This window comes from Citrobacter sp. MGH103 (genome assembly GCF_001034475.2).
GTDB classification, from domain to species: domain Bacteria; phylum Pseudomonadota; class Gammaproteobacteria; order Enterobacterales; family Enterobacteriaceae; genus Citrobacter; species Citrobacter freundii.
In genome coordinates this window covers 2,169,465-2,189,957 of sequence record NZ_CP073043.1, presented here as the reverse complement: position 1 = coordinate 2,189,957, position 20,493 = coordinate 2,169,465, and the positions used below count along the sequence as shown (strand labels likewise).

At 50.8% G+C, this 20,493-nt stretch carries 20 protein-coding genes; 9 read left to right on the top strand and 11 right to left on the bottom strand.

The genetic code is table 11. From position 1 onward, the window contains the following. Nucleotides 1-53: 53 nt before the first annotated feature. The 4 genes from SK33_RS10610 to mntP all read left to right on the top strand — a co-directional run bounded on the left by SK33_RS10610 (nt 54) and on the right by mntP (nt 3,236). The gene (locus SK33_RS10610) at nt 54-854 is read left to right on the top strand and encodes a PTS mannose/fructose/sorbose transporter subunit IIC (protein ID WP_003021004.1); all 801 of its coding nucleotides are present in this window, start codon (nt 54-56) and stop codon (nt 852-854) included. Between the two features lie 12 nt (nt 855-866). After that, on the top strand, nt 867-1,718 hold the full coding sequence (locus SK33_RS10605; RefSeq protein WP_008322630.1) for a PTS mannose transporter subunit IID: 852 nt from the start codon (nt 867-869) through the stop codon (nt 1,716-1,718). 60 nt (nt 1,719-1,778) lie between these two features. Next, complete coding sequence (locus tag SK33_RS10600; RefSeq protein ID WP_003021010.1) at nt 1,779-2,237, top strand: DUF986 family protein; 459 nt, start codon at nt 1,779-1,781, stop codon at nt 2,235-2,237. Nucleotides 2,238-2,669: 432 nt separating this feature from the next. Further along, nucleotides 2,670-3,236: a manganese efflux pump MntP gene (gene mntP / locus SK33_RS10595; protein WP_003021013.1), complete on the top strand. Its 567-nt coding sequence runs from the start codon at nt 2,670-2,672 to the stop codon at nt 3,234-3,236. Here mntP and rlmA read toward each other — a convergent pair. The 6 genes from rlmA to mgrB all read right to left on the bottom strand — a co-directional run bounded on the left by rlmA (nt 3,233) and on the right by mgrB (nt 7,575). After that, nucleotides 3,233-4,042 (bottom strand): 23S rRNA (guanine(745)-N(1))-methyltransferase, encoded by an 810-nt coding sequence (rlmA, locus tag SK33_RS10590; protein WP_003841628.1) that lies wholly within the window; start codon nt 4,040-4,042, stop codon nt 3,233-3,235. The two genes, mntP and rlmA, sit on opposite strands and share 4 nt — an antisense overlap. A gap of 63 nt (nt 4,043-4,105) precedes the next feature. After that, nucleotides 4,106-5,851 (bottom strand): peptidoglycan glycosyltransferase FtsI, encoded by a 1,746-nt coding sequence (ftsI, locus tag SK33_RS10585; protein WP_003021017.1) that lies wholly within the window; start codon nt 5,849-5,851, stop codon nt 4,106-4,108. A 219-nt stretch (nt 5,852-6,070) separates the two neighbouring features. Further along, nucleotides 6,071-6,280, bottom strand: coding sequence for a transcription antiterminator/RNA stability regulator CspE (cspE, locus tag SK33_RS10580; RefSeq protein WP_001062678.1), 210 nt, complete (start codon nt 6,278-6,280; stop codon nt 6,071-6,073). Between the two features lie 12 nt (nt 6,281-6,292). Then, on the bottom strand, nt 6,293-6,436 hold the full coding sequence (locus SK33_RS10575; RefSeq protein ID WP_003034983.1) for a DUF2627 domain-containing protein: 144 nt from the start codon (nt 6,434-6,436) through the stop codon (nt 6,293-6,295). A 636-nt stretch (nt 6,437-7,072) separates the two neighbouring features. After that, nucleotides 7,073-7,357, bottom strand: coding sequence for a YebO family protein (locus tag SK33_RS10570; protein WP_003034980.1), 285 nt, complete (start codon nt 7,355-7,357; stop codon nt 7,073-7,075). 74 nt (nt 7,358-7,431) lie between these two features. Beyond that, nucleotides 7,432-7,575: a PhoP/PhoQ regulator MgrB gene (gene mgrB, locus SK33_RS10565; protein ID WP_003034977.1), complete on the bottom strand. Its 144-nt coding sequence runs from the start codon at nt 7,573-7,575 to the stop codon at nt 7,432-7,434. A gap of 164 nt (nt 7,576-7,739) precedes the next feature. Here mgrB and SK33_RS10560 point away from each other — a divergent pair, with 164 nt between their 5' ends. Beyond that, nucleotides 7,740-7,979: a YobH family protein gene (locus tag SK33_RS10560; protein WP_003034975.1), complete on the top strand. Its 240-nt coding sequence runs from the start codon at nt 7,740-7,742 to the stop codon at nt 7,977-7,979. A gap of 114 nt (nt 7,980-8,093) precedes the next feature. Here SK33_RS10560 and kdgR read toward each other — a convergent pair whose 3' ends face one another. After that, entirely contained in the window at nt 8,094-8,885 is a 792-nt protein-coding gene (gene kdgR / locus SK33_RS10555; protein ID WP_003833778.1) for a DNA-binding transcriptional regulator KdgR, read from the bottom strand. 174 nt (nt 8,886-9,059) lie between these two features. Between kdgR and SK33_RS10550 the strand changes: the two genes are divergently transcribed. Further along, nucleotides 9,060-10,433: an MFS transporter gene (locus tag SK33_RS10550; RefSeq protein WP_032949472.1), complete on the top strand. Its 1,374-nt coding sequence runs from the start codon at nt 9,060-9,062 to the stop codon at nt 10,431-10,433. 46 nt (nt 10,434-10,479) lie between these two features. On the opposite strand, the gene htpX is transcribed toward SK33_RS10550, so the two are convergent. From htpX to SK33_RS10530, 4 genes are all read right to left on the bottom strand, one after another. After that, nucleotides 10,480-11,361: a protease HtpX gene (gene htpX, locus SK33_RS10545; RefSeq protein WP_003034964.1), complete on the bottom strand. Its 882-nt coding sequence runs from the start codon at nt 11,359-11,361 to the stop codon at nt 10,480-10,482. A 192-nt stretch (nt 11,362-11,553) separates the two neighbouring features. Further along, on the bottom strand, nt 11,554-13,602 hold the full coding sequence (gene prc / locus SK33_RS10540; RefSeq protein ID WP_003034960.1) for a carboxy terminal-processing peptidase: 2,049 nt from the start codon (nt 13,600-13,602) through the stop codon (nt 11,554-11,556). Nucleotides 13,603-13,621: 19 nt separating this feature from the next. Further along, complete coding sequence (gene proQ, locus SK33_RS10535; RefSeq protein ID WP_048217913.1) at nt 13,622-14,308, bottom strand: RNA chaperone ProQ; 687 nt, start codon at nt 14,306-14,308, stop codon at nt 13,622-13,624. Between the two features lie 96 nt (nt 14,309-14,404). Continuing rightward, entirely contained in the window at nt 14,405-14,902 is a 498-nt protein-coding gene (locus SK33_RS10530) for a GAF domain-containing protein (protein ID WP_003034953.1), read from the bottom strand. 128 nt (nt 14,903-15,030) lie between these two features. On the opposite strand from SK33_RS10530, the gene yebS reads away from it, so the two are divergent. The 3 genes from yebS (at nt 15,031) to rsmF (ending at nt 20,417) form a co-directional block, all read left to right on the top strand. Continuing rightward, entirely contained in the window at nt 15,031-16,314 is a 1,284-nt protein-coding gene (gene yebS / locus SK33_RS10525) for a membrane integrity lipid transport subunit YebS (protein ID WP_003841983.1), read from the top strand. Beyond that, a complete protein-coding gene (locus tag SK33_RS10520) occupies nt 16,283-18,916 on the top strand; it encodes a PqiB family protein (RefSeq protein ID WP_048217915.1) in 2,634 nt (877 codons plus the stop codon). Before yebS ends, SK33_RS10520 begins: the two co-directional genes overlap by 32 nt. A 112-nt stretch (nt 18,917-19,028) precedes the next feature. After that, nucleotides 19,029-20,417: a 16S rRNA (cytosine(1407)-C(5))-methyltransferase RsmF gene (rsmF, locus tag SK33_RS10515; protein WP_048218890.1), complete on the top strand. Its 1,389-nt coding sequence runs from the start codon at nt 19,029-19,031 to the stop codon at nt 20,415-20,417. The last annotated feature ends 76 nt before the right edge of the window (nt 20,418-20,493 follow it).

The window sequence follows — 20,493 nt, the reverse complement described above, 5'->3', positions numbered from 1 at the left end:
TGGCATTTACTTAGTTTTCACACTTAAGTCTGTATAGCAATAGGAGAAGTACAATGGAGATTACCACTCTTCAGATTGTGCTGGTGTTCATCGTCGCATGTATCGCGGGTATGGAGTCGGTACTCGATGAATTTCAGTTCCACCGTCCGTTGGTGGCCTGTACGCTGATTGGTGCCGTTCTCGGGGACATGAAAACCGGTATTATCATCGGTGGTACCCTGGAAATGATCGCCCTGGGCTGGATGAACATCGGTGCTGCGGTTGCACCAGATGCGGCACTGGCCTCAATTATCTCTACCGTTCTGGTTATCGCAGGTCACCAAAGCATTGGTGCCGGTATCGCGCTGGCTATCCCACTGGCAGCTGCAGGCCAGGTACTGACCATTATCGTTCGTACTATCACCGTAGCATTCCAGCACGCAGCGGATAAGGCGGCCGAAAACGGTAACCTGACGGCGCTCTCCTGGCTGCATGTATCCTCTCTGTTCCTGCAGGCTATGCGTATCGCTATCCCAGCGGTAATCGTAGCGATTTCTGTTGGTACCAGTGAAGTTCAGAGCATGCTTAACGCCATTCCGGAAGTCGTGACCGGCGGTCTGAACATCGCAGGCGGTATGATCGTGGTGGTTGGTTATGCGATGGTCATCAACATGATGCGCGCAGGCTACCTGATGCCATTCTTCTACCTCGGCTTCGTCACCGCGGCATTTACTAACTTCAACCTGGTTGCTCTGGGTGTGATTGGCGCAGTAATGGCGATCCTCTACATTCAGCTGAGCCCGAAATATAACCGCGTAGCCGGTGCACCTGCTGCGGCGGCTGGCAATAACGATCTCGATAACGAACTGGACTAGCAGGTGAGCGAAATGGTTGATATGACTAAAACTACCACCGAGAAAAAACTCACTCCGAGTGACATTCGTGGCGTGTTCATTCGTTCTAACCTGTTTCAGGGTTCATGGAACTTCGAACGTATGCAGGCGCTGGGTTTCTGTTTCTCCATGGTGCCGGCTATCCGTCGCTTGTACCCGGAAAACAACGACGCACGTAAGCAAGCGATTAAGCGTCACCTGGAATTCTTTAACACTCATCCGTACGTAGCGGCTCCAGTACTGGGCGTTACGCTGGCGATGGAAGAACAGCGTGCAAACGGCGCAGAGATTGACGATGGTGCCATCAACGGTATCAAAGTTGGTCTGATGGGTCCGCTGGCAGGCGTCGGCGACCCGATCTTCTGGGGTACCGTTCGCCCAGTATTCGCCGCGCTCGGCGCAGGTATCGCGATGAGCGGCAGCCTGCTGGGGCCATTGCTGTTCTTCGTTCTGTTTAACCTGGTTCGTCTGGCAACCCGTTATTACGGTGTGGCATATGGCTACCGTAAAGGTGTCGATATCGTTAAAGATATGGGCGGCGGCTTCCTGCAGAAACTGACTGAGGGGGCGTCAATCCTCGGCCTGTTTGTCATGGGGGCATTGGTTAACAAGTGGACGCACGTAAACATTCCACTGGTGGTTTCTACTATCACCGGTCAGGATGGTCAGACTCGTGTTACCACTGTGCAGACTATCCTTGACCAGCTGATGCCGGGTCTGGTTCCTCTGCTGCTGACATTCGCCTGTATGTGGCTGCTGCGTAAGAAAGTGAACCCGCTGTGGATCATCGTTGGCTTCTTCGTCATCGGTATCGCGGGCTACGCTGTCGGACTGCTCGGCCTGTAAAACTGTTGTACATCACCGGGGGCTTGCCCCCGGTTTTTCTATTTAGAGGGTTGAGGATTCATGACTATCACGGACCTGGTGCTGGTTCTATTTATCTTTTCGCTGCTGGCGTATGCCATTTACGATCAGTTCATCATGCCCCGCCGTAATGGCCCTACTCTGCTTACTGTCGCCCTGCTTCCCCGCAGCAGAGTCGACAGCGTTATCTTCCTTGGCCTGGTAGCTATTCTTATCTACAACAACATCACCAGCCACGGCGCGCAATTTACCACATGGTTATTATGTGCACTGGTATTGATGGGTTTGTATCTGTTCTGGATCCGTACGCCAAAAATCATCTTCAAGCAGAAAGGCTTTTTCTTCGCCAACGTCTGGATTGAATATAACCGCATTAAAGAGATGAATTTATCTGAAGACGGTGTATTGGTGATGCAATTAGAACATCGAAGATTGTTGATTCGCGTACGAAATATAGACGATCTTGAGAGGATATATAAACTATTAATTTCAAATCAATAGCTTATAAATATAGCCTGAACTATGTTTTTATATATCAGTATAAAAACAAACATAGCCAAGGCTATATTTCACTGTCCTCAATGTTATTTATTTTAACGTTTTATTTATAAATAAATCTAAATGAAAATCGTTTTCAACTAGAAGTCAAATATTATTTCTGCGTTTCTTGTTTTATATTCTCAAAATATGTTAAGGTTGCGCCCGTCGTTGGGGAGTAGCCGATTTCCAGACTCCGGAAATGTACGTGTCAACATACTCGTTGAAAAACGTGGCGCGTACGGACTGAACTTACAGGTTTAGTCAGGCGAGACCATAGGCACATCAACTGCAATGTATATTTGAATGGCGCTGTATTTACAGTGATTCCAGCCTGTATGCATGGTTACTGGGGGCAGTGATGTGTTTTATGGATACCCCGGTCAGGACGCTGTTATGAATCTCACCGCTACCGTTCTTCTCGCTTTCGGCATGTCGATGGATGCTTTCGCCGCATCAATTGGCAAAGGCGCCACCCTGCATAAACCCAAATTTTCTGAAGCATTGCGCACCGGACTGATATTCGGCGCAGTTGAAACGCTTACGCCACTGATTGGCTGGGGCATGGGGATGCTGGCCAGCAAATTCGTGCTGGAGTGGAACCATTGGATCGCCTTCATTCTGCTGATCTTTTTAGGTGGGCGAATGATAATCGAAGGTTTTCGCGACAACGGCGATGAAGAGGAAGAACCGCAGCGCCGCCACGGTTTCTGGCTGCTGGTTACCACCGCCATTGCCACCAGTCTCGACGCAATGGCCGTCGGGGTGGGTCTGGCTTTCCTGCAGGTCAACATTATTGCCACAGCGCTGGCCATCGGCTGCGCCACATTGATTATGTCCACGCTCGGCATGATGATTGGTCGTTTCATTGGCCCAATGCTGGGCAAACGAGCTGAAATTTTGGGTGGGGTGGTGCTGATTGGTATCGGTGCCCAGATCCTCTGGGCACACTTCCACGGTTAATTCAGACGCTGCCAGACATGAATACTAAAGTCGGTCTGGCAGTCAAACGTCGTTTTCCCCGCTAACGTTTCCCACACTTCCGGCTTTGCCCGCCAGGCGAACGGCGTCATTTGCAGTAACGCAACGGCCTCGCTGCCCTGAAGCTGCATCTGATATCCAAGCGCAATGCTCTGTTGCAGAACAAAACCGTCCAGTTGCTCAGTATGGGGCGCATGCAAACGCACCTCATCATAAATCAGCCCTTTCAGTTCCATTAAATGACGCGGTCCCGGCGTGGCGGTGATCACCCATCCACCCGGTTTAACCACGCGAGCCAGCTCTTGCGCTTTACAGGGCGCATAGATCCGGATGATGGCATCCATTGACTCGTCTGCGAACGGCAGACGATGGCTGGAGGCAACGCAAAAGATCACCTGCGGATAGCGTCTGGCTGCGGCTTTAATTGCCACTTTGGAGACGTCAAGACCAAAGGTTGTACAGCCCGCCAGCGCGTCGGCAAACGCATGGGTGTAATACCCTTCCCCACAGCCAATATCCAGGATCGCTGCATCTTCTGAATTCGACTTTTCTTTAAGCACATTCACAATCGCATCACGCAACGGTTGATAGTGCCCTGCATCAAGAAATGCCCGTCTGGCTTGCATCATTTCAGCGCTATCACCCGGATCGCGCGACCGCTTATGCTGAACCGGCAGTAAGTTGACATACCCTTCTTTCGCCACGTCAAACTGGTGCCGCCCGGGGCAGACAAAACTGTTATTCGCTTGAGTAAGAGGCTGGTGGCAAAGAGGACAGGAAAACGACATGACAACTCCGGCAGGTGACTTAAGGGCGCAAGTGTAACGCGAATTGCGCCCAGGGAAAATAACTTACAGCGACGGCGAGGATACGTTACTGCCGTGCATCACCAGCAGATGATCAGAGTCGGCAGGCATGCCATCCGGTTTAACGTTCTCCAGACGCAGGACATCTCCCATTATCTGGCTGAAGACAGGCGCAGAGACAGCCCCGCCATAATAAGCACCGTTTTGCGGATTATTGATGACGACCACCAGTGCAAATTTCGGGTCGCTCGCTGGCGCAACGCCTGCCGTGTAGGCCACGTATTTATCGACATACTTACCGTCATCACCAATTTTCTTTGCCGTTCCTGTTTTAACCGCCACGCGATAATCTCTGACCGCGGCTTTAGTTCCCCCACCACCGGGTAACGCGACGCTTTCCATCATATGTTCAACCTGGTGAACCAGCGCCTCCGGCATCACTCTGGTACCGATTACCGGCGGGTCAATACGGGTAATCGAAAGGGGTCGATAGATACCAAAACTACCAATGGTTGCATATACGTGCGCCAACTGCAGCGGCGTTACCATTAATCCATAGCCGAATGCAAAGGTCGCGCGATCCAAATCGCTCCAGTAGCGGCGTTGAGGCATTAAACCGCTACTTTCACCGGTTAATCCCAGTCCGGTTGGATCGCCAAAACCAAAGCTCTTATAGGTATCCAGCAACTTTTGAACAGGCATAGCCAGTGAAAGGTGCGACACGCCGGTATCGCTCGATTTCTGCAAAATTCCGGTCAACGACAGCTCCGGGTAAAATCCGACGTCGCGAATGCGATGTCCATCAAGGTAAAAAGGATGGGTATCAATCACGCTGTCCGGTTGTACTATCCCCTGCTGGAGTGCAGTCATGATCACCAGCGGTTTAACGGTTGAACCGGGTTCAAACGTATCGCTTATTGCACGGTTACGAAAATCATCCAGTACCGCGCCCTCACGGTTATTGGGGTTGAAGTCAGGAAAGCTTGCCATGGACAGTATTTCACCGGTAGCAATGTTGACCAGCACTGCGGCTCCTGATTCCGCTTTATTCCACGTAACGGCATTGTCCAACGCATCTTCGGTGACCGTCTGCAGGCGCTCATCGATGCTGAGCTGTAATTGGTGTGCAGGAACAGGCGTGACTTCGGTGATATTCTCGATTACATGGCCAAATTTGTCTTTACGTACCAGACGGGAGCCAGGTTTACCCATCAACTGGTTATTAAAGCTTTTTTCCAGCCCTTCAATGCCTTGTCCATCAATGTTGGTAAAACCTATGAGATTCGCCGCTACGTGGCCAGCAGGATAGAACCGGCGGGATTCCTCGCGCAGGTTAATGCCCGGGAGATTAAGATCATCGACCCACTCAGCCTGCTGAGGGGAAATTTGTCGTGCCAGGTAAATAAAACGTCCGCCAGGATTACTGTTAACGCGTTCCGCCAGCGTACTCAGTGACAGATGCAGAGCCCTTGCCAGAGCCTGCCACCGTTCGTTATAACCCACGCCTCCCTTGCTGATGATGGTCTTAGGATCGGCCCATACGGCGTTAACCGGAACACTTACCGCCAGCGGTCGCCCTTCTCTGTCGGTAATCATCCCGCGCGGCGAGGCAATAGTTACCTCACGTAATGAACGCATGTCTTCCTGTTTCACCAGACTTGTCGGCGTGACAATTTGCAGCCATGCAACCCGACCCAGCAGCAATCCCAGACTCAATAATATTGCCACACAAAGCAGGGCAAAACGTACGGGAGTAAAATTGCGCGCGTCGCCGTCGTTTTTCTTTTTCACCTGAACTCCAGCAAGATAGTTTTTCAGGTGTCTGATTTAACGAGAAATGTCGTAAGAAAGCGGGGAAAACTATGCTACGAACATCACGCCTTTGCAACAAAGCGCTAATGGGAGGGCATTTAGAAATATTTAGACGTATTTTGAATTAAAAAGCCCCGCATAGGCGAGGCTTTATATCTGAGATGGTTGCGCATATGCGCTTCAAATCAGTGGTGTCGATCAGATAGCTGTTACGTTAACAGCAGCCGGACCTTTCTGGCCGTCCTGAATTTCGAACTCAACGTTCTGGCCTTCAGCCAGAGTTTTGAAGCCGTTACCCTGGATAGCGGAGAAGTGTACGAACACGTCTTTGCTGCCATCAGCCGGAGTAATGAAACCAAAACCTTTAGACTCGTTGAACCACTTAACTTGACCTTTAATCTTTGCCATTTGCAAAATTCCTTAGAGTATTTTCTTCGCCCGCAGGCATAACATAGATAAAACTGAGACATTACTGCTTGAGGCACTAATATAAGGTTCGGCAGAGAAGCGGTATTCAACGTCAACGTGTTTACTCAGGACTTCTTTACTGAAAATGCCACACATAAACAGAACTGTACCTCGTTTAACCCAAAACGTGTTATCACATACAACGTTAATAATGGCAAGCCATTTTTAAACGTGTCTCGATCGGTCGCACAAATCCTGTCGTTCATCAAACAGCAACTGCACAGTTATGCGCCACACTGAGTAGTGTTATATTCCCGCCGCTCGCCCCATCCCCCGCCAGGCTTGCACCATAGCCGGGACATTTCTACCATAGCTCAATAGCTTCGGTTGTTCCAGATTAGCTGTTACAGGGTGTGCCGAATATCATTTTTTATGCTTAGTAATGCATAAAATGTCACAAGCGTAAAAATGAGATCTGCCTTCTGCTTTTGCACCAAAATAATGAAAGAATGATGACAATGCACAAAAAAAGTAAGAGAAACGTTTCGCTGTTAATAAGACGATCGCTATCACAAAAATGACATAATCATATTTTTATCGTATGGGAAATTATATTTATATCAGACCGGGGATAAGATATTAATTGGCTGGAGCATCTGAAAATACTGAGTTAACACGAGAATCAGAGTGCTAATTACACGACATATGCAGAAGAAAATAATCTGGCATGTTGGCGACAGGATGAAACATCTGAGAACGTAAGCAACAGATCCTCACCCTGTCATACCGTTTTTACCGCTCAGCTACCAGGCGGATGATGTCATCATCTTCGTCCTTCGCTGTGACCACAGCAGGCTCTGCCGATTTTTCAGGTTCGTTAGCTTCGCAAAGGCGACGGAGCAATGCGTTCTGTCTTTTTTGCTGATCTAACAATGCTTCAAGCAACTCAATCTGCTCATTAGTACGCGAACTTGCCCTATTGACGAAAAACCACAGTACAAGCCCGACAACCAGAATCACCACCGATACAGCCAAAGACGCCAAACTCAACGCGCCAGAATTCAAAACTTCGTTCATTTCACCACCTCAATGTAGACAGCGTAGTTTACCACTGCCGCACAAGAAGGTAATCAACTGTGGCAAAAATGCGCTTACCAGGGAATAAATTTATTAATGGCACAAATACCGCTGAAAAATTGTACATCCTGATCGCACATGATGTTGAACACTTGCGCCCACATCAGTATGCATACCAGCACGACAACTATCAGCACTACCCAGCGAATTTTTTTCACTCCAGCTCCACTCTTCGAATCAACATCTTATGCCTATAAATTATCATGCGTTACCTAAACCCAGCGTTAACTGTATCGGCATTCAATCGTTTTAGGAATGATTCACTTGTTTCATCCCATGTACAGGCTAATCTAATAATAACGAGAAAAGATAAGAGGTTGTAATGCGTCTGATAATCCGCGCTATTGTGTTGTTAGCTCTGGTTTGGATCGGTTTATTACTAAGCGGCTATGGAATTTTGATTGGAAGTAAGGAGAATGCAGCAGGCTTGGGCTTGCAATGCCAGTATCTGACCGCCCGCGGAACCAGCACCGCGCAATACGTCCACACAAACAGCGGTATCATTGGCCTGTCGGATTGTCCCTTGTTAAGAAAAAGCACGGTCATTATTGATAACGGTTAATATAGCAGCAATACATCCGCTACGTTATTTGCACCAACTAACATTATGACTGTTCATAAAAAACCCCAGATACAAAAATACCTGGGGTTTTTACCTTGACGCTATTACATCAGATTAGAACGGATAGTCGTTATAACCCATTTGTTCTGAAATTTTACGCGCAGCCGTATGCAGCATCGCCACATACTCGTGCAAACGTTCTTCTGAGAAACGCAGCGTCGGGAATGAAATACTCAAGCCTGCAATCACTACACCGAAACGGTCAAACACCGGTACACCGATGCAGCGCAGACCTTCTTCCTGTTCTTCGTTATCTTCACCGTAGCCCTGCTCGCGTACTTTATCCAGCAATACCAACAGCTCATCAGTATTGGTAATAGTACGGTCGGTGCTGCGCTTGTACTCAATACCATCCAGAATCTGCTTCACTTCATCGCGGTCACGCCATGCCAGCAGAACTTTACCGATAGCCGTGCTGTACAGCGGATTACGGCGACCTACGCGAGAATACATGCGCAGATTGTACATAGAGTCGATTTTATGGATGTAGACGATGCTGTCTTCATCCAGTGCACCAAGGTGCACTGTCTCTTTGGTCAGGCGCGAAAGTTCGCGCATCTGAATATCAGCGCTACGGATAAGATCGACGTTTTGTAACGCGCGAGCACCCAGCTCGAATAGTTTCAGGGTCAGTGAGTATTTCTCCGACTCCCCTTCTTGTGCCACATAACCCAGCGTTTTCATGGTCTGCAAAAAGCGATAAACGGTGCTTTTTGACATCATGACGCGTTGCGACAACTCGGTAATACCAATTTCGCGCTCTTCACCCAGCGCCTGCAGAATGCCAAAAACCTTCAGCACGGAAGATACAGAATCAGGTTGTTTATCCAGATCTGCGATTGCCATTTATCACCCCTTTCGAGTGTTTTATAAAAATCAGAACCGGTTTTTATTATAATTTCACGTATCAGCCCTCGCAATCGCTCTTTGCTTACTTAGTTACAAATCTGCGACCTAACGCCTGAATATCAATGCTAAAATTATTATTCTCATCATAAATTCCAACAGTATTGACTTCCTATGGAAAAAACTCAGACCGATGGTCTGCCATTGCCCCTGCGATATGGCGCAATTTTAACCATTGTTATTGGCATCTCTATGGCAGTACTCGACGGCGCAATAGCAAACGTTGCCCTCCCCACTATCGCCACCGATCTTCAGGCCTCACCCGCCAGCTCAATCTGGATTGTGAACGCCTACCAAATTGCGATCGTTGTTTCGCTGTTATCGCTCTCTTTTTTAGGTGATATGTTTGGCTACCGACGCATTTATAAGTGTGGTCTGGTCGTATTTCTGTTGGCATCGCTGTTTTGTGCCTTGTCTGACTCGCTGCATATGCTGACGTTAGCGCGCGTGGCTCAGGGGTTTGGCGGCGCGGCGCTGATGAGCGTTAATACGGCATTGATCCGACTCATTTATCCTCAGCGCCAGCTTGGCCGCGGGATGGGTATTAACTCCTTTATCGTGGCTGTATCCTCGGCAGCGGGTCCGACTATTGCGGCGGCAATTCTTTCTATTGCCTCGTGGAAATGGCTATTTCTAATTAACGTTCCATTGGGGATCATCGCCCTGCTGCTGGCTATGCGTTTTTTGCCACCCAATTCATCACGTAGCAATAAACCGCGCTTTGATCTGCCCAGCGCAATAATGAACGCCTTAACATTCGGTTTGTTGATCACGGCACTCAGCGGATTTGCACAGGGACAGTCGCTAAAACTGATTGGTGCTGAACTTGTGGGGCTTGTCGTAGTAGGGTTTTTCTTTATCCGCCGCCAACTCGCATTGCCAGTACCGTTATTACCGGTTGATCTGCTACGCATTCCCCTGTTTTCACTCTCTATTTGCACCTCAATCTGTTCATTCAGCGCACAAATGCTGGCGATGGTTTCCCTGCCCTTTTTTATGCAAACGGTTCTCGGACGCAGCGAAGTTGAAACGGGCCTGCTGCTGACGCCGTGGCCGCTGGCAACCATGGTGATGGCCCCACTGGCGGGATATTTGATTGAACGTGTTCATGCAGGTCTGCTTGGCGCGCTGGGCATGGCAGTAATGGCTTGTGGGCTGTTTTCTCTGGTGTTACTGCCCGCATCACCTTCCGATTTTAATATCATCTGGCCAATGATTTTGTGTGGTGCGGGTTTTGGCTTGTTCCAGTCACCGAATAATCACACCATCATCACCTCCGCGCCGCGCGATCGTAGCGGAGGCGCGAGCGGTATGCTCGGAACAGCGCGCTTACTGGGTCAGAGTACCGGGGCCGCACTGGTTGCGCTGATGCTAAATCAGTTTGGTGGCAGTGGAACGCACGTCTCGCTGATAACAGCGGGTATTCTGGCTTCGCTGGCCGCAATCGTAAGTGGCTTACGTATTACACAACCGCGAGTTCAGTCATAAAAAAAGCGCGTCTGTCGACGCGCTTTTTGTTGTTGTCTGCTGCAGATTATTTCAGGTACTCACCGCTGCGCAGCGCTTCAATACGTTTGTCCAACGGGGGGTGAGTCATAAACAGCTCACTCAGCGATTTGGATTTACCGTTGATGCAGAACGCCATCATACTGGTCGCTTCCTGCGGTTCATAGCTGGTTTTCAGGCGCTGCAGCGCGGCGATCATTTTTTCACGCCCCACCAGTTTCGCTGAGCCTGCATCCGCATGGAATTCACGATGACGTGAGAACCACATGGTAATGATGCTCGCCAGAATACCAAACACCAGTTCCAGCACCGTCGCCACCGCGAAGTAGATCAACGGGTTACCGTTGCTACCCTCACCCTCATCACGGTTTCCGCCCATAAAGCCAGCGGCAATTTGCGCCAGAATACGTGAGATAAAGATAACGAAGGTGTTTACTACCCCTTGAATGAGCGTCATGGTCACCATATCGCCATTGGCAATGTGGCTGATCTCATGCGCGATAACCGCTTCGGCTTCATCCGGGCTCATGTTTTGCAACAGGCCAGTACTTACAGCCACCAGCGAGGCATCCCGGCGGGCACCGGTCGCAAACGCGTTAATATCTGGCGCGTGGTAGATTGCAACCTGTGGCATAGCGATCCCGGCCTGGCGGGCCTGATTCGCAACTGTATTCATCAGCCAGCGTTCTCTTTCATTGCGAGGCTGTTCGATCACTTCCCCGCCAACGGACTTTAACGCCATCCATTTGGACATCAGCAGCGAAATGAAGGAACCACCAAAACCAAACAGCAGTGCCATGATCAACAAGCCTTGAACGCTGCTTGACTGGATCCCTGTCAGGCTCAATACCAGCCCGAAAACGACCATCACAGCCAGGTTCGTCAGCAGGAAGAGCGCGATTCGCATCATAATTTTCTTTTAACCTCAATTTAACAAAACGCACTATGCGATTACCCATATCGTATGGGTCTTATGACTATTTTCAAGCATCCATAGGTGCTAAGTCACCAGAAAGACACAACTTTACATTTTATCGTATCAGGCTGACGTCTTCATGCACTTGTTAAAAAAACAGGCACAATTTCTTGTGCCTGTTCGAGGTTATTGACTGGTTGCGGGCTGTTCCGCTGGCTTCTCTTTCTCAAGATGCGCCAGGTCGAGCGCGATTTTTACCGTTTCATCCAGGTACGGATCCGGCTCCTGGTAATCCTTCGGCAGATCGTCCAGTTTCTTCAATGGCGGTTTGCCTTCACGTTTAAACCGATCGTTGATACGCGCCAGACGCATTGCGTCATCTTCGTTATTCTCTTTTTCACGCTGAGCGTAATTCAGAGAAGCGATGTTGCGCTTATCCTTCATCGCATTGAAACGCGCAATGTCCTTCATGATGTATTGGAACTCAGGATCGTTCGCAATACGTGCATTGTGCTCTTTCAGCAATTCAGGTCCGAACGGCGTCAGATTATCTGACTTAGTGTAGGTCGCAGCATCAATGCTGTCCCACGGCAGTGCGTTATCTTCAAACTTCTCGCCGGTTTCAGTTTCTTCATTACCTGTCGGCATGATGATATCCGGCGTAACGCCCTTACGCTGCGTGCTGCCACCGTTTACACGGTAGAATTTCTGGATCGTGTACTGAACAGAACCCAGCGCTGGCCATTCCGGACGCAGCATCTGATCGTAAATACGGTTCAGGGAGCGATACTGCTGGACGGTGCCTTTCCCAAAGGTCGGTTCACCAACGATCAACGCTCGGCCATAATCCTGCATTGCCGCAGCGAAAATCTCTGATGCTGAGGCGCTGAAGCGATCGACCAATACCACCAGCGGGCCTTTGTAGTACACAACGCCGTCGGTATCGCTGTCTTCACGCACTTTACCGTTATTATCACGAACCTGAACCACCGGGCCGGAAGGAATGAACAGACCGGAAAGCGAAACCGCTTCAGTCAGTGCTCCACCACCGTTAGTACGCAGATCGATGATAATACTGCTGACATTTTGTTTTTCCAGTTTCTGCAGTTGGACTTTGACATCATCAGTCAGGCCTACATAGAAGCCAGGAATATCCAGTACGCCAACTTTTTCTTTGCCAACGGTTTTCACGGACATTTTTACGGCGCGGTCTTCGAGACGAATACGTTCACGCGTTAGCGTCACGGTGCGCGTCTTGGTACCTTTACCGGCAGGCAGAATTTCAAGGCGTACCTTGCTGCCTTTAGGTCCTTTGATCAGTGCCACGACGTCATCCAGACGCCAGCCAATCACATCGACCATGCCCTTGCCCGTCTGCCCGACGCCGACAATACGATCGCCAACGCTGATCGACTTGCTCTTGGCTGCCGGACCACCTGCCACCATGGAGTTAATGACGGTGTAGTCATCATCCATTTGCAGAACCGCGCCAATACCTTCCAAAGACAAGCTCATTTCAGTATTGAACTGCTCGGTATTGCGCGGAGAGAGATAGTTAGTATGCGGGTCGATTTCACGGGCGAACGCTGTCATCGCCAGTGAGAACACATCTTCGCTGTTGGTCTGCGCCAGACGGCGAATCGCAAATTTGTAGCGGCGCGTCAGCGTTTCGCGAATTTCCGCATCGGTTTTACCGGTCAGCTTCAGGCTGAGTTCGTCAAATTTAACCTTGCCGTCCCACAGCGCATTTAGCTCTGCTTCGCTCTTCGGCCACGGCGCTTTACTTCGGTCGAGGTTAAACGTGTCGTTACCGGTAAAATCCATTGGACGTGCCAGTACGCTTAATGCGTACTGATAACGTTCAAATCGGCGTTTTTGCGCCAGATTATAGAGATCGTAAAAGACATCCAGCTTGCCGGTGCGCAGTTCATCGCCGAGGACCGTTTTCTTTTTTGCATACTGTTCGATATCGCTCGCCAACAGCACATTGTGGCTGTAGTCGAGCAAATTCAAATAGCGGTCAAAAATTTTTGCCGAAAACGCCTGATCCAGATCGAACTGGCGATAGTGTGATCGCGTAAAACGCGACGTCACACGTTCGCTTACCGTCGCATGCTGGGTTTCTTCCTTTAAAACGGGGATTTGATCGGCACGCGTGATGTCTTCCACAGCAAGTGCCTGGCCTGCTAATGCAAGCAGACCAGCTAACGCAGTAAGCCTAAAAAAAGTGTTCATGCCAGGCCTGGCCTCCGTTTCAGAACACCAGGTGTTCTGCGCGTACAATCAAAGACATACCCGAATTCAGCTGTACACGGACGCCATCTTTGGTGATTTCTAATACGGTGGCATCCATCGCATTATTTCCTGCTTTCACCTTCAGAGACTGCCCTACCGTCAGTACTGAAATATCAGATACCGGGGTATGCTGTTCTTCACGAGGAGCACGCGGTGCTTTTGCTGCTGGTTTTTCAGCGCGAGGTTTACGCTCTGCACCTTCGTTACGACGCGGTGCAGGACGCGGCTTACGCTCGCGACGCGGTGCGCCTTCTTTTTCACCGGCAGCAGCAGCCGCTTCGCGTTTTTTCGCCTGTTGCTCTGCGCGTTGCGCCTGAACACGGGCTTTAGCTTCTTCCAGCTGTTTGCGCGCATGTTCAACATGTTGTTCATCCAGCTCACCACAAGGGTTGCCGTCGAGATCAACACGCGTTGCGCCCAATTTAACGCCGTACAGATAGCGCCAGCTTGAAGTATAGAGACGTAAGGCAGAACGGAGCTGAGTCTTGCTGAGGTTCATTTCGCCCTCAACACGCTCTACCAGATCCTGAAAAATGCCAATTTTCAGTGGGCGCGCTTCGCCTTCCGCACTAAAACACTGCGGGAAGCGTTCGGCCAGAAACGCGATGACTTCTTTACTGCTATTCAACTTAGGTTGATTTTCCATGAAATTTCCTGATTACAACGGACGTAGCCAACAAGCGCAGGCATGAACAGGCGACATTATAATGACGTCATCAGTAATTGCTACGTTATCCGTTGATTATCCTGCGACGTGCGCAAAGAATTTTTTGTAATCCGTCGTTGCAAGCACGGTTTCAAGCTGTGCCACCAGTGTACGCAGACCTTGTTCATCTTCCTCAGTAAAGCGGCCAAACGCCGTGCTATCGATATCCAGCACGCCGATTATCTGATTTTCGACGGTGATTGGCAGGACGATTTCAGCGTTGCTGGCGGCATCACAAGCAATGTGCCCATCAAAAGCATGTACGTCCTCAATACGCTGAACCTGGTTCTGCGCCACTGCTGTACCGCACACACCACGCCCTACCGGGATCCGCACGCAGGCAATTTTGCCCTGGAAGGGACCAAGCACCAGCGTATCGTCCTCAAGCAGGTAAAAACCGGCCCAATTCACTTCTGCAAGACGCTCGTACAACAATGCGCTGGTATTCGCCAGCGTTGCCAGAAAACTGGTTTCACCTGCCATCAATGCCTGAAAATCACGGTTCAGATCCGTGTATAGCTCTATTTTGTTCATTATGTAATCACTTAGTTGTCTTACTTAAAACTGCAGCCTACTAAAATAAACATTAAATGCGTTAATGCTCAAGATCATTCCCGTCATGAGTTAAGATAACATTACTTCAACAATTTGATTCGCGATACATGGCCTTAACGACACCACGCATCACGCCAACTAAAAAAATAGCCATCAGGTCCATCGGTGAGGCACTACCTCGTGCACATTATCATCGCTGCCCTGAATGTGACCTGATATTTAGCTTGCCTAAAATGCGTTCGCACCAAAGTGCCTTTTGCCCACGCTGCCAGGCAAAAATTCGTGACGGACGCGACTGGTCATTAACGCGACTTGCGGCAATGGCTTTCACCATGTTGCTGCTGATGCCCTTTGCCTGGGGAGAGCCACTCCTGCACATCTATTTATTAGGCGTGCGCATTGATGCCAATGTTATGCAAGGCATCTGGCAAATGACCCGACAAGGTGACCCCCTCACTGCTTCTTTCGTGCTTTTTTGCGTCGCTGGCGCGCCGCTAATTCTCGTGACCTCAATTGCTTATCTGTGGTTTGGCAATATTCTTGGGATGAACCTGCGCCCGGTGCTGCTGATGCTGGAAAGGCTCAAAGAGTGGGTGATGCTCGATATCTATCTTGTGGGCATTGGCGTCGCGTCAATCAAAGTTCAGGACTATGCTTTTTTGCAACCCGGTGTGGGACTGTTTGCTTTTATTGCGCTGGTGATCCTCAGTATTTTGACGCTGTCGCACCTCAACGTAGAGCAGCTTTGGGACCGATTTTACCCGCAAAGACCAGCCCGTCGCCCTGATGAAAAGCTCCGCGTCTGCCTCGGTTGTCACTTTACAGGTTATCCGGACGCTCGGGGTCGCTGCCCTCGTTGCCATATCCCGCTGCGCTGGCGCAGGAATCAAAGCATCCAAAAGTGTTGGGCGGCGCTACTGGCCTCGATTGTCCTACTTTTGCCTGCTAATCTGCTGCCCATCTCGGTAATTTATGTCAACGGTGGTAGGCAGGAAGACACTATCCTGTCAGGCATAATGTCTTTGGCAAACAGCAACGTCGGCGTGGCGGCGATCGTTTTTATCGCCAGTATTCTGGTGCCATTCACCAAAGTAATTGTGATGTTTACGTTGCTCATCAGCATCCATTTTAACTGCGAGCAAGGATTGCGTACCCGCATAAAACTGCTGCGTATGGTGACCTGGATTGGCCGCTGGTCGATGCTGGATCTCTTTGTTATCGCTTTAACCATGTCGCTGATTAATCGCGATCAGATACTTGCTTTTACTATGGGACCGGCTGCGTTTTATTTCGGCGCGGCGGTAATATTGACTATTCTTGCTGTGGAATGGCTGGACAGCCGCTTACTTTGGGATGCACATGAGTCAGGAAACGCCCGCTTCGCAGACTGAAGCGCAGATTAAAACAAAACGCCGTATCTCTCCATTCTGGCTGCTGCCGTTCATTGCGCTGATGATCGCAGGATGGCTTATCTGGGGAAGCTATGAAGATCGCGGCAATACCGTAACCATTGACTTCATGTCCGCGGACGGCATTGTACCAGGACGCACGCCCGTTCGTTATCAGGGCGTTGAAGTGGGCACGGTGCAGGATATCAACCTCAGCAAAGATCTGCGTAAAATTGAAGTCCGCGTCAGCATCAAATCGAGCATGAAAGATGCACTGCGCAAAGATACCCAGTTCTGGCTGGTCACGCCGAAAGCGTCGCTGGCCGGAGTTTCGGGTCTGGATGCGTTGGTTGGTGGTAACTATATCGGCATGATGCCCGGAACCGGCGAGGAAGAAGATCATTTTGTTGCCCTCGACACGCAGCCCAAATACCGTCTGGATAATGGCGATTTGATGCTGCATCTGCGGGCGCCTGACCTCGGTTCGCTCAATAGCGGTTCGCTGGTTTATTTCCGTAAGATTCCGGTGGGCCGGGTGTATGACTACACTATCAACCCCAACAATCAGGGCGTAACTATCGACGTGCTGATTGAACGTCGGTTTACCAATCTGGTGAAAAAAGGCAGCCGCTTCTGGAACGTCTCCGGTGTGAATGCGGATGTCAGCCTCAGCGGCGCGAAGATCAAACTGGAGAGTCTGGCCGCGCTGGTCAATGGCGCCATTGCTTTTGATTCGCCTGAAGACTCAAAACCCGCCGCAGCCGACGACACGTTTGGTTTATATCAGGATCTCGCGCACAGCCAGCGCGGGGTGATCGTCAAGCTTGACTTACCCAGCGGGGACGGACTCAAAACTGGCTCAACATCGCTGATGTATCAAGGATTACAAGTCGGCCAACTCACCAAACTGGATTTAAATCCAGGCGGTAAAGTGACTGGAGAAATGACGGTCGACCCCAGCGTCGTAACGCTGCTGCGCGACAACACGCGGATTGAATTACACAGCCCTAAATTATCGTTAAACGATGCCAATCTCAGCTCACTGCTGACGGGTAAAACGTTTGAACTGGTCCCCGGCGAAGGCGAGCCGCGTAGCCAGTTTGTTGTTATCCCCGCAGAGAAGTCGTTGTTACACGATCCAGGGGTCATGACATTTACGCTCACCGCACCGGAAAGTTACGGTATTGATGCTGGCCAGCCGCTGATTCTCCACGGCGTACAGGTCGGTCAGGTGATTGAGCGCACGCTTTCCAGCAAAGGCGTTTCATTTACCGTTGCCATCGAACCGCAGCATCGTGACCTGGTGCAAGGTGACAGTAAGTTCGTGGTCAACAGTCGCGTGGACGTCAAAGTCGGACTTGATGGCGTGGAGTTCCTTGGCGCCAGCGCCAGCGAGTGGCTCAGCGGCGGCATTCGTATTTTGCCCGGTACGAAGGGGGAAATGAAAAAAAGCTACCCGCTGTATGCCAACCTGGAAAAAGCGATTGAAAACAGCCTGAGCGATCTGCCAACCACCACGGTCAGCCTGAGCGCCGAAACGCTGCCTGATGTGCAGGCCGGCTCGGTGGTTCTATACCGCAAATTCGAGGTCGGTGAAGTGATCAGCGTTCGTCCTCGCGCCGATGCGTTTGATATCGATCTGCATATTAAACCGGAATATCGCAACCTGTTGACCAGCAACAGCGTGTTCTGGGCCGAAGGCGGAGCAAAAGTTCAGCTTAACGGCAGCGGATTAACCGTACAGGCATCTCCCCTTTCACGCGCGCTCAAAGGGGCAATTAGCTTCGATAATTTAAGCGGTGCCAGCGCCAGCCAACGCAAAGGCGACAAGCGCATTCTGTATGCTTCGGAAACCGCCGCGCGTGCGGTAGGCGGCCAGATAACGCTGCATGCGTTCGATGCCGGTAAACTCGCTGCTGGCATGCCGATTCGCTACCTGGGAATCGATATCGGCCAGATTCAGACGCTTGAGCTGATCACCGCCCGTAACGAAGTGCAGGCAAAAGCGGTTCTGTACCCGGAATACGTGCAGACCTTCGCGCGAAGCGGTACCCGTTTCTCCGTGATCACCCCGCAAATTTCGGCAGCTGGCGTGGAGCATCTGGATACAATCCTGCAGCCGTACATCAACGTTGAACCCGGACGCGGTAATCCGCGCCGTGATTTTGAGCTGCAGGAAGCCACCATTACCGACTCTCGTTACCTCGATGGTCTGAGTATTGTGGTGGAAGCACCGGAAGCAGGTTCACTGAATATCGGAACCCCGGTTTTGTTCAGAGGTATTGAAGTGGGGACCGTCACCGGGCTGACGCTGGGCTCGCTTTCCGATCGTGTGATGGTTGCCATGCGCATTAGCCAGCGCTATCAGCATCTGGTGCGCAACAACTCCGTGTTCTGGCTGGCATCCGGCTACAATCTTGACTTCGGCCTGACCGGCGGTGTCGTGAAGACCGGTACCTTCAATCAGTTCATCCGCGGCGGCATCGCCTTCGCGACTCCACCAGGTACACCGCTGGCTCCTAAAGCGCAGGCAGGTAAACACTTCCTGTTGCTCGAAAGCGAACCGAAAGAGTGGCGTGAATGGGGAACAGCCCTGCCACGATAATCTCTCCACTTGCTCCGGCGTACTCGCGCCGGAGCACTTATGCTACACTGCGCACCTGTTTTTTTGCCGGTGGTACCAAGTGGCTTATTTTCCCGACGCCTTTCTGACTAAAATGCGTGAAGCAATGCCTTCCACGCTCTCATTCGATGATTTTCTCGCTGCCTGTCAGCGCCCGTTGCGCCGCAGCATTCGCGTCAATACGCTGAAAATCTCCGTTGCCGATTTCCTCACACTGACAGCACCTTACAACTGGTCTCTCACTCCGGTTCCCTGGTGTGCTGAAGGTTTCTGGATCGAACGCGATGAAGATGAGTCAGTGCCGCTAGGTAGCACAGCAGAACATTTAAGCGGCCTGTTTTATATTCAGGAAGCCAGCTCAATGCTGCCAGTCGCTGCGCTGTTTGCCGAAGGCAATACCCCTGAACGCGTAATGGATGTCGCGGCAGCCCCCGGTTCCAAAACCACGCAAATTGCCGCAAAAATGAATAATCGAGGCGCCATTCTGGCGAATGAATTTTCTGCCAGTCGCGTCAAAGTCCTGCATGCCAATATCAGCCGTTGCGGGATAGCCAACGTCGCCCTGACCCATTTTGACGGACGAGTATTTGGCGCTGCGTTGCCGGAATCATTTGATGCCATATTGCTGGACGCCCCGTGTTCCGGGGAAGGCGTAGTGCGTAAAGACCCCGATGCGCTAAAAAACTGGTCGCCAGAAAGTAATCTGGAAATTGCCGCAACTCAGCGCGAACTGCTCGACAGCGCCTTTCACGCTCTGCGCCCCGGCGGCACGTTGGTTTACTCGACCTGTACGCTTAATCGTGACGAAAATGAAAATATCATGCGGTGGTTGATTGAAACCTACCCGGACGCCGTCGAGTTTTTACCACTCGGCGATTTATTTCCACATGCCGAACGCGCCCTGACGCCGGAAGGATTCCTGCATGTGTTTCCGCAAATTTATGATTGCGAAGGTTTCTTCGTTGCGCGTTTGCGCAAAACAGCCGCCATCCCTCCACTACCTGCGCCGACGTATAAAGTCGGTAACTTCCCGTTTAGCCCGCTGAAAGGACGCGAGTCCGCGCTTATCGCGCAAGCCGCGAGCGCTTGTGGACTGCAGTGGGAAGATAATTTACGCCTGTGGCAGCGCGATAAAGAGATTTGGCTGTTCCCAACAGAAATTGAGTCACTGATCGGCAAAGTCCGCTTTTCCCGACTCGGCGTCAAATTAGCCGAAACGCACAATAAAGGCTACCGCTGGCAGCATGAAGCCGTCATCGCGCTCGCCAACCCAAATCACAGCCATGCGTTTGAACTGACGCTTGCCGAAGCTGAAGAGTGGTACCGCGGCCGGGATGTCTACCCACAAGCCACACCGACGAGTGACGACGTACTGGTTACATTCCAGCATCAGCCTATCGGTCTGGCAAAACGTATTGGATCGCGACTGAAGAATAGCTACCCACGCGATCTTGTCCGGGATGGCAAACTCTTTACGGGATAACGCACGTTTTTACTGGCGCTTTTGCTAACGTTGACTACGCTGAAAAATGGACGACCTAACTGGTCGTACCACAATT

What these genes read in the sequence shown, in the direction of transcription:
- yebS (WP_003841983.1), top strand. Translation starts at nt 15,031, where the DNA reads ATGGCCTTAACGACACCACGCATCACGCCAACTAAAAAAATAGCCATC.
- SK33_RS10560 (WP_003034975.1), top strand. Translation starts at nt 7,740, where the DNA reads ATGCGTCTGATAATCCGCGCTATTGTGTTGTTAGCTCTGGTTTGGATC.
- kdgR (WP_003833778.1), bottom strand. Translation starts at nt 8,885, where the DNA reads ATGGCAATCGCAGATCTGGATAAACAACCTGATTCTGTATCTTCCGTG.
- SK33_RS10575 (WP_003034983.1), bottom strand. Translation starts at nt 6,436, where the DNA reads ATGTGTGGCATTTTCAGTAAAGAAGTCCTGAGTAAACACGTTGACGTT.
- SK33_RS10610 (WP_003021004.1), top strand. Translation starts at nt 54, where the DNA reads ATGGAGATTACCACTCTTCAGATTGTGCTGGTGTTCATCGTCGCATGT.
- cspE (WP_001062678.1), bottom strand. Translation starts at nt 6,280, where the DNA reads ATGGCAAAGATTAAAGGTCAAGTTAAGTGGTTCAACGAGTCTAAAGGT.
- SK33_RS10550 (WP_032949472.1), top strand. Translation starts at nt 9,060, where the DNA reads ATGGAAAAAACTCAGACCGATGGTCTGCCATTGCCCCTGCGATATGGC.
- rsmF (WP_048218890.1), top strand. Translation starts at nt 19,029, where the DNA reads ATGCGTGAAGCAATGCCTTCCACGCTCTCATTCGATGATTTTCTCGCT.
- htpX (WP_003034964.1), bottom strand. Translation starts at nt 11,361, where the DNA reads ATGATGCGAATCGCGCTCTTCCTGCTGACGAACCTGGCTGTGATGGTC.
- SK33_RS10520 (WP_048217915.1), top strand. Translation starts at nt 16,283, where the DNA reads ATGAGTCAGGAAACGCCCGCTTCGCAGACTGAAGCGCAGATTAAAACA.
- rlmA (WP_003841628.1), bottom strand. Translation starts at nt 4,042, where the DNA reads ATGTCGTTTTCCTGTCCTCTTTGCCACCAGCCTCTTACTCAAGCGAAT.
- proQ (WP_048217913.1), bottom strand. Translation starts at nt 14,308, where the DNA reads ATGGAAAATCAACCTAAGTTGAATAGCAGTAAAGAAGTCATCGCGTTT.
- SK33_RS10600 (WP_003021010.1), top strand. Translation starts at nt 1,779, where the DNA reads ATGACTATCACGGACCTGGTGCTGGTTCTATTTATCTTTTCGCTGCTG.
- mntP (WP_003021013.1), top strand. Translation starts at nt 2,670, where the DNA reads ATGAATCTCACCGCTACCGTTCTTCTCGCTTTCGGCATGTCGATGGAT.
- SK33_RS10570 (WP_003034980.1), bottom strand. Translation starts at nt 7,357, where the DNA reads ATGAACGAAGTTTTGAATTCTGGCGCGTTGAGTTTGGCGTCTTTGGCT.
- prc (WP_003034960.1), bottom strand. Translation starts at nt 13,602, where the DNA reads ATGAACACTTTTTTTAGGCTTACTGCGTTAGCTGGTCTGCTTGCATTA.
- SK33_RS10605 (WP_008322630.1), top strand. Translation starts at nt 867, where the DNA reads ATGGTTGATATGACTAAAACTACCACCGAGAAAAAACTCACTCCGAGT.
- SK33_RS10530 (WP_003034953.1), bottom strand. Translation starts at nt 14,902, where the DNA reads ATGAACAAAATAGAGCTATACACGGATCTGAACCGTGATTTTCAGGCA.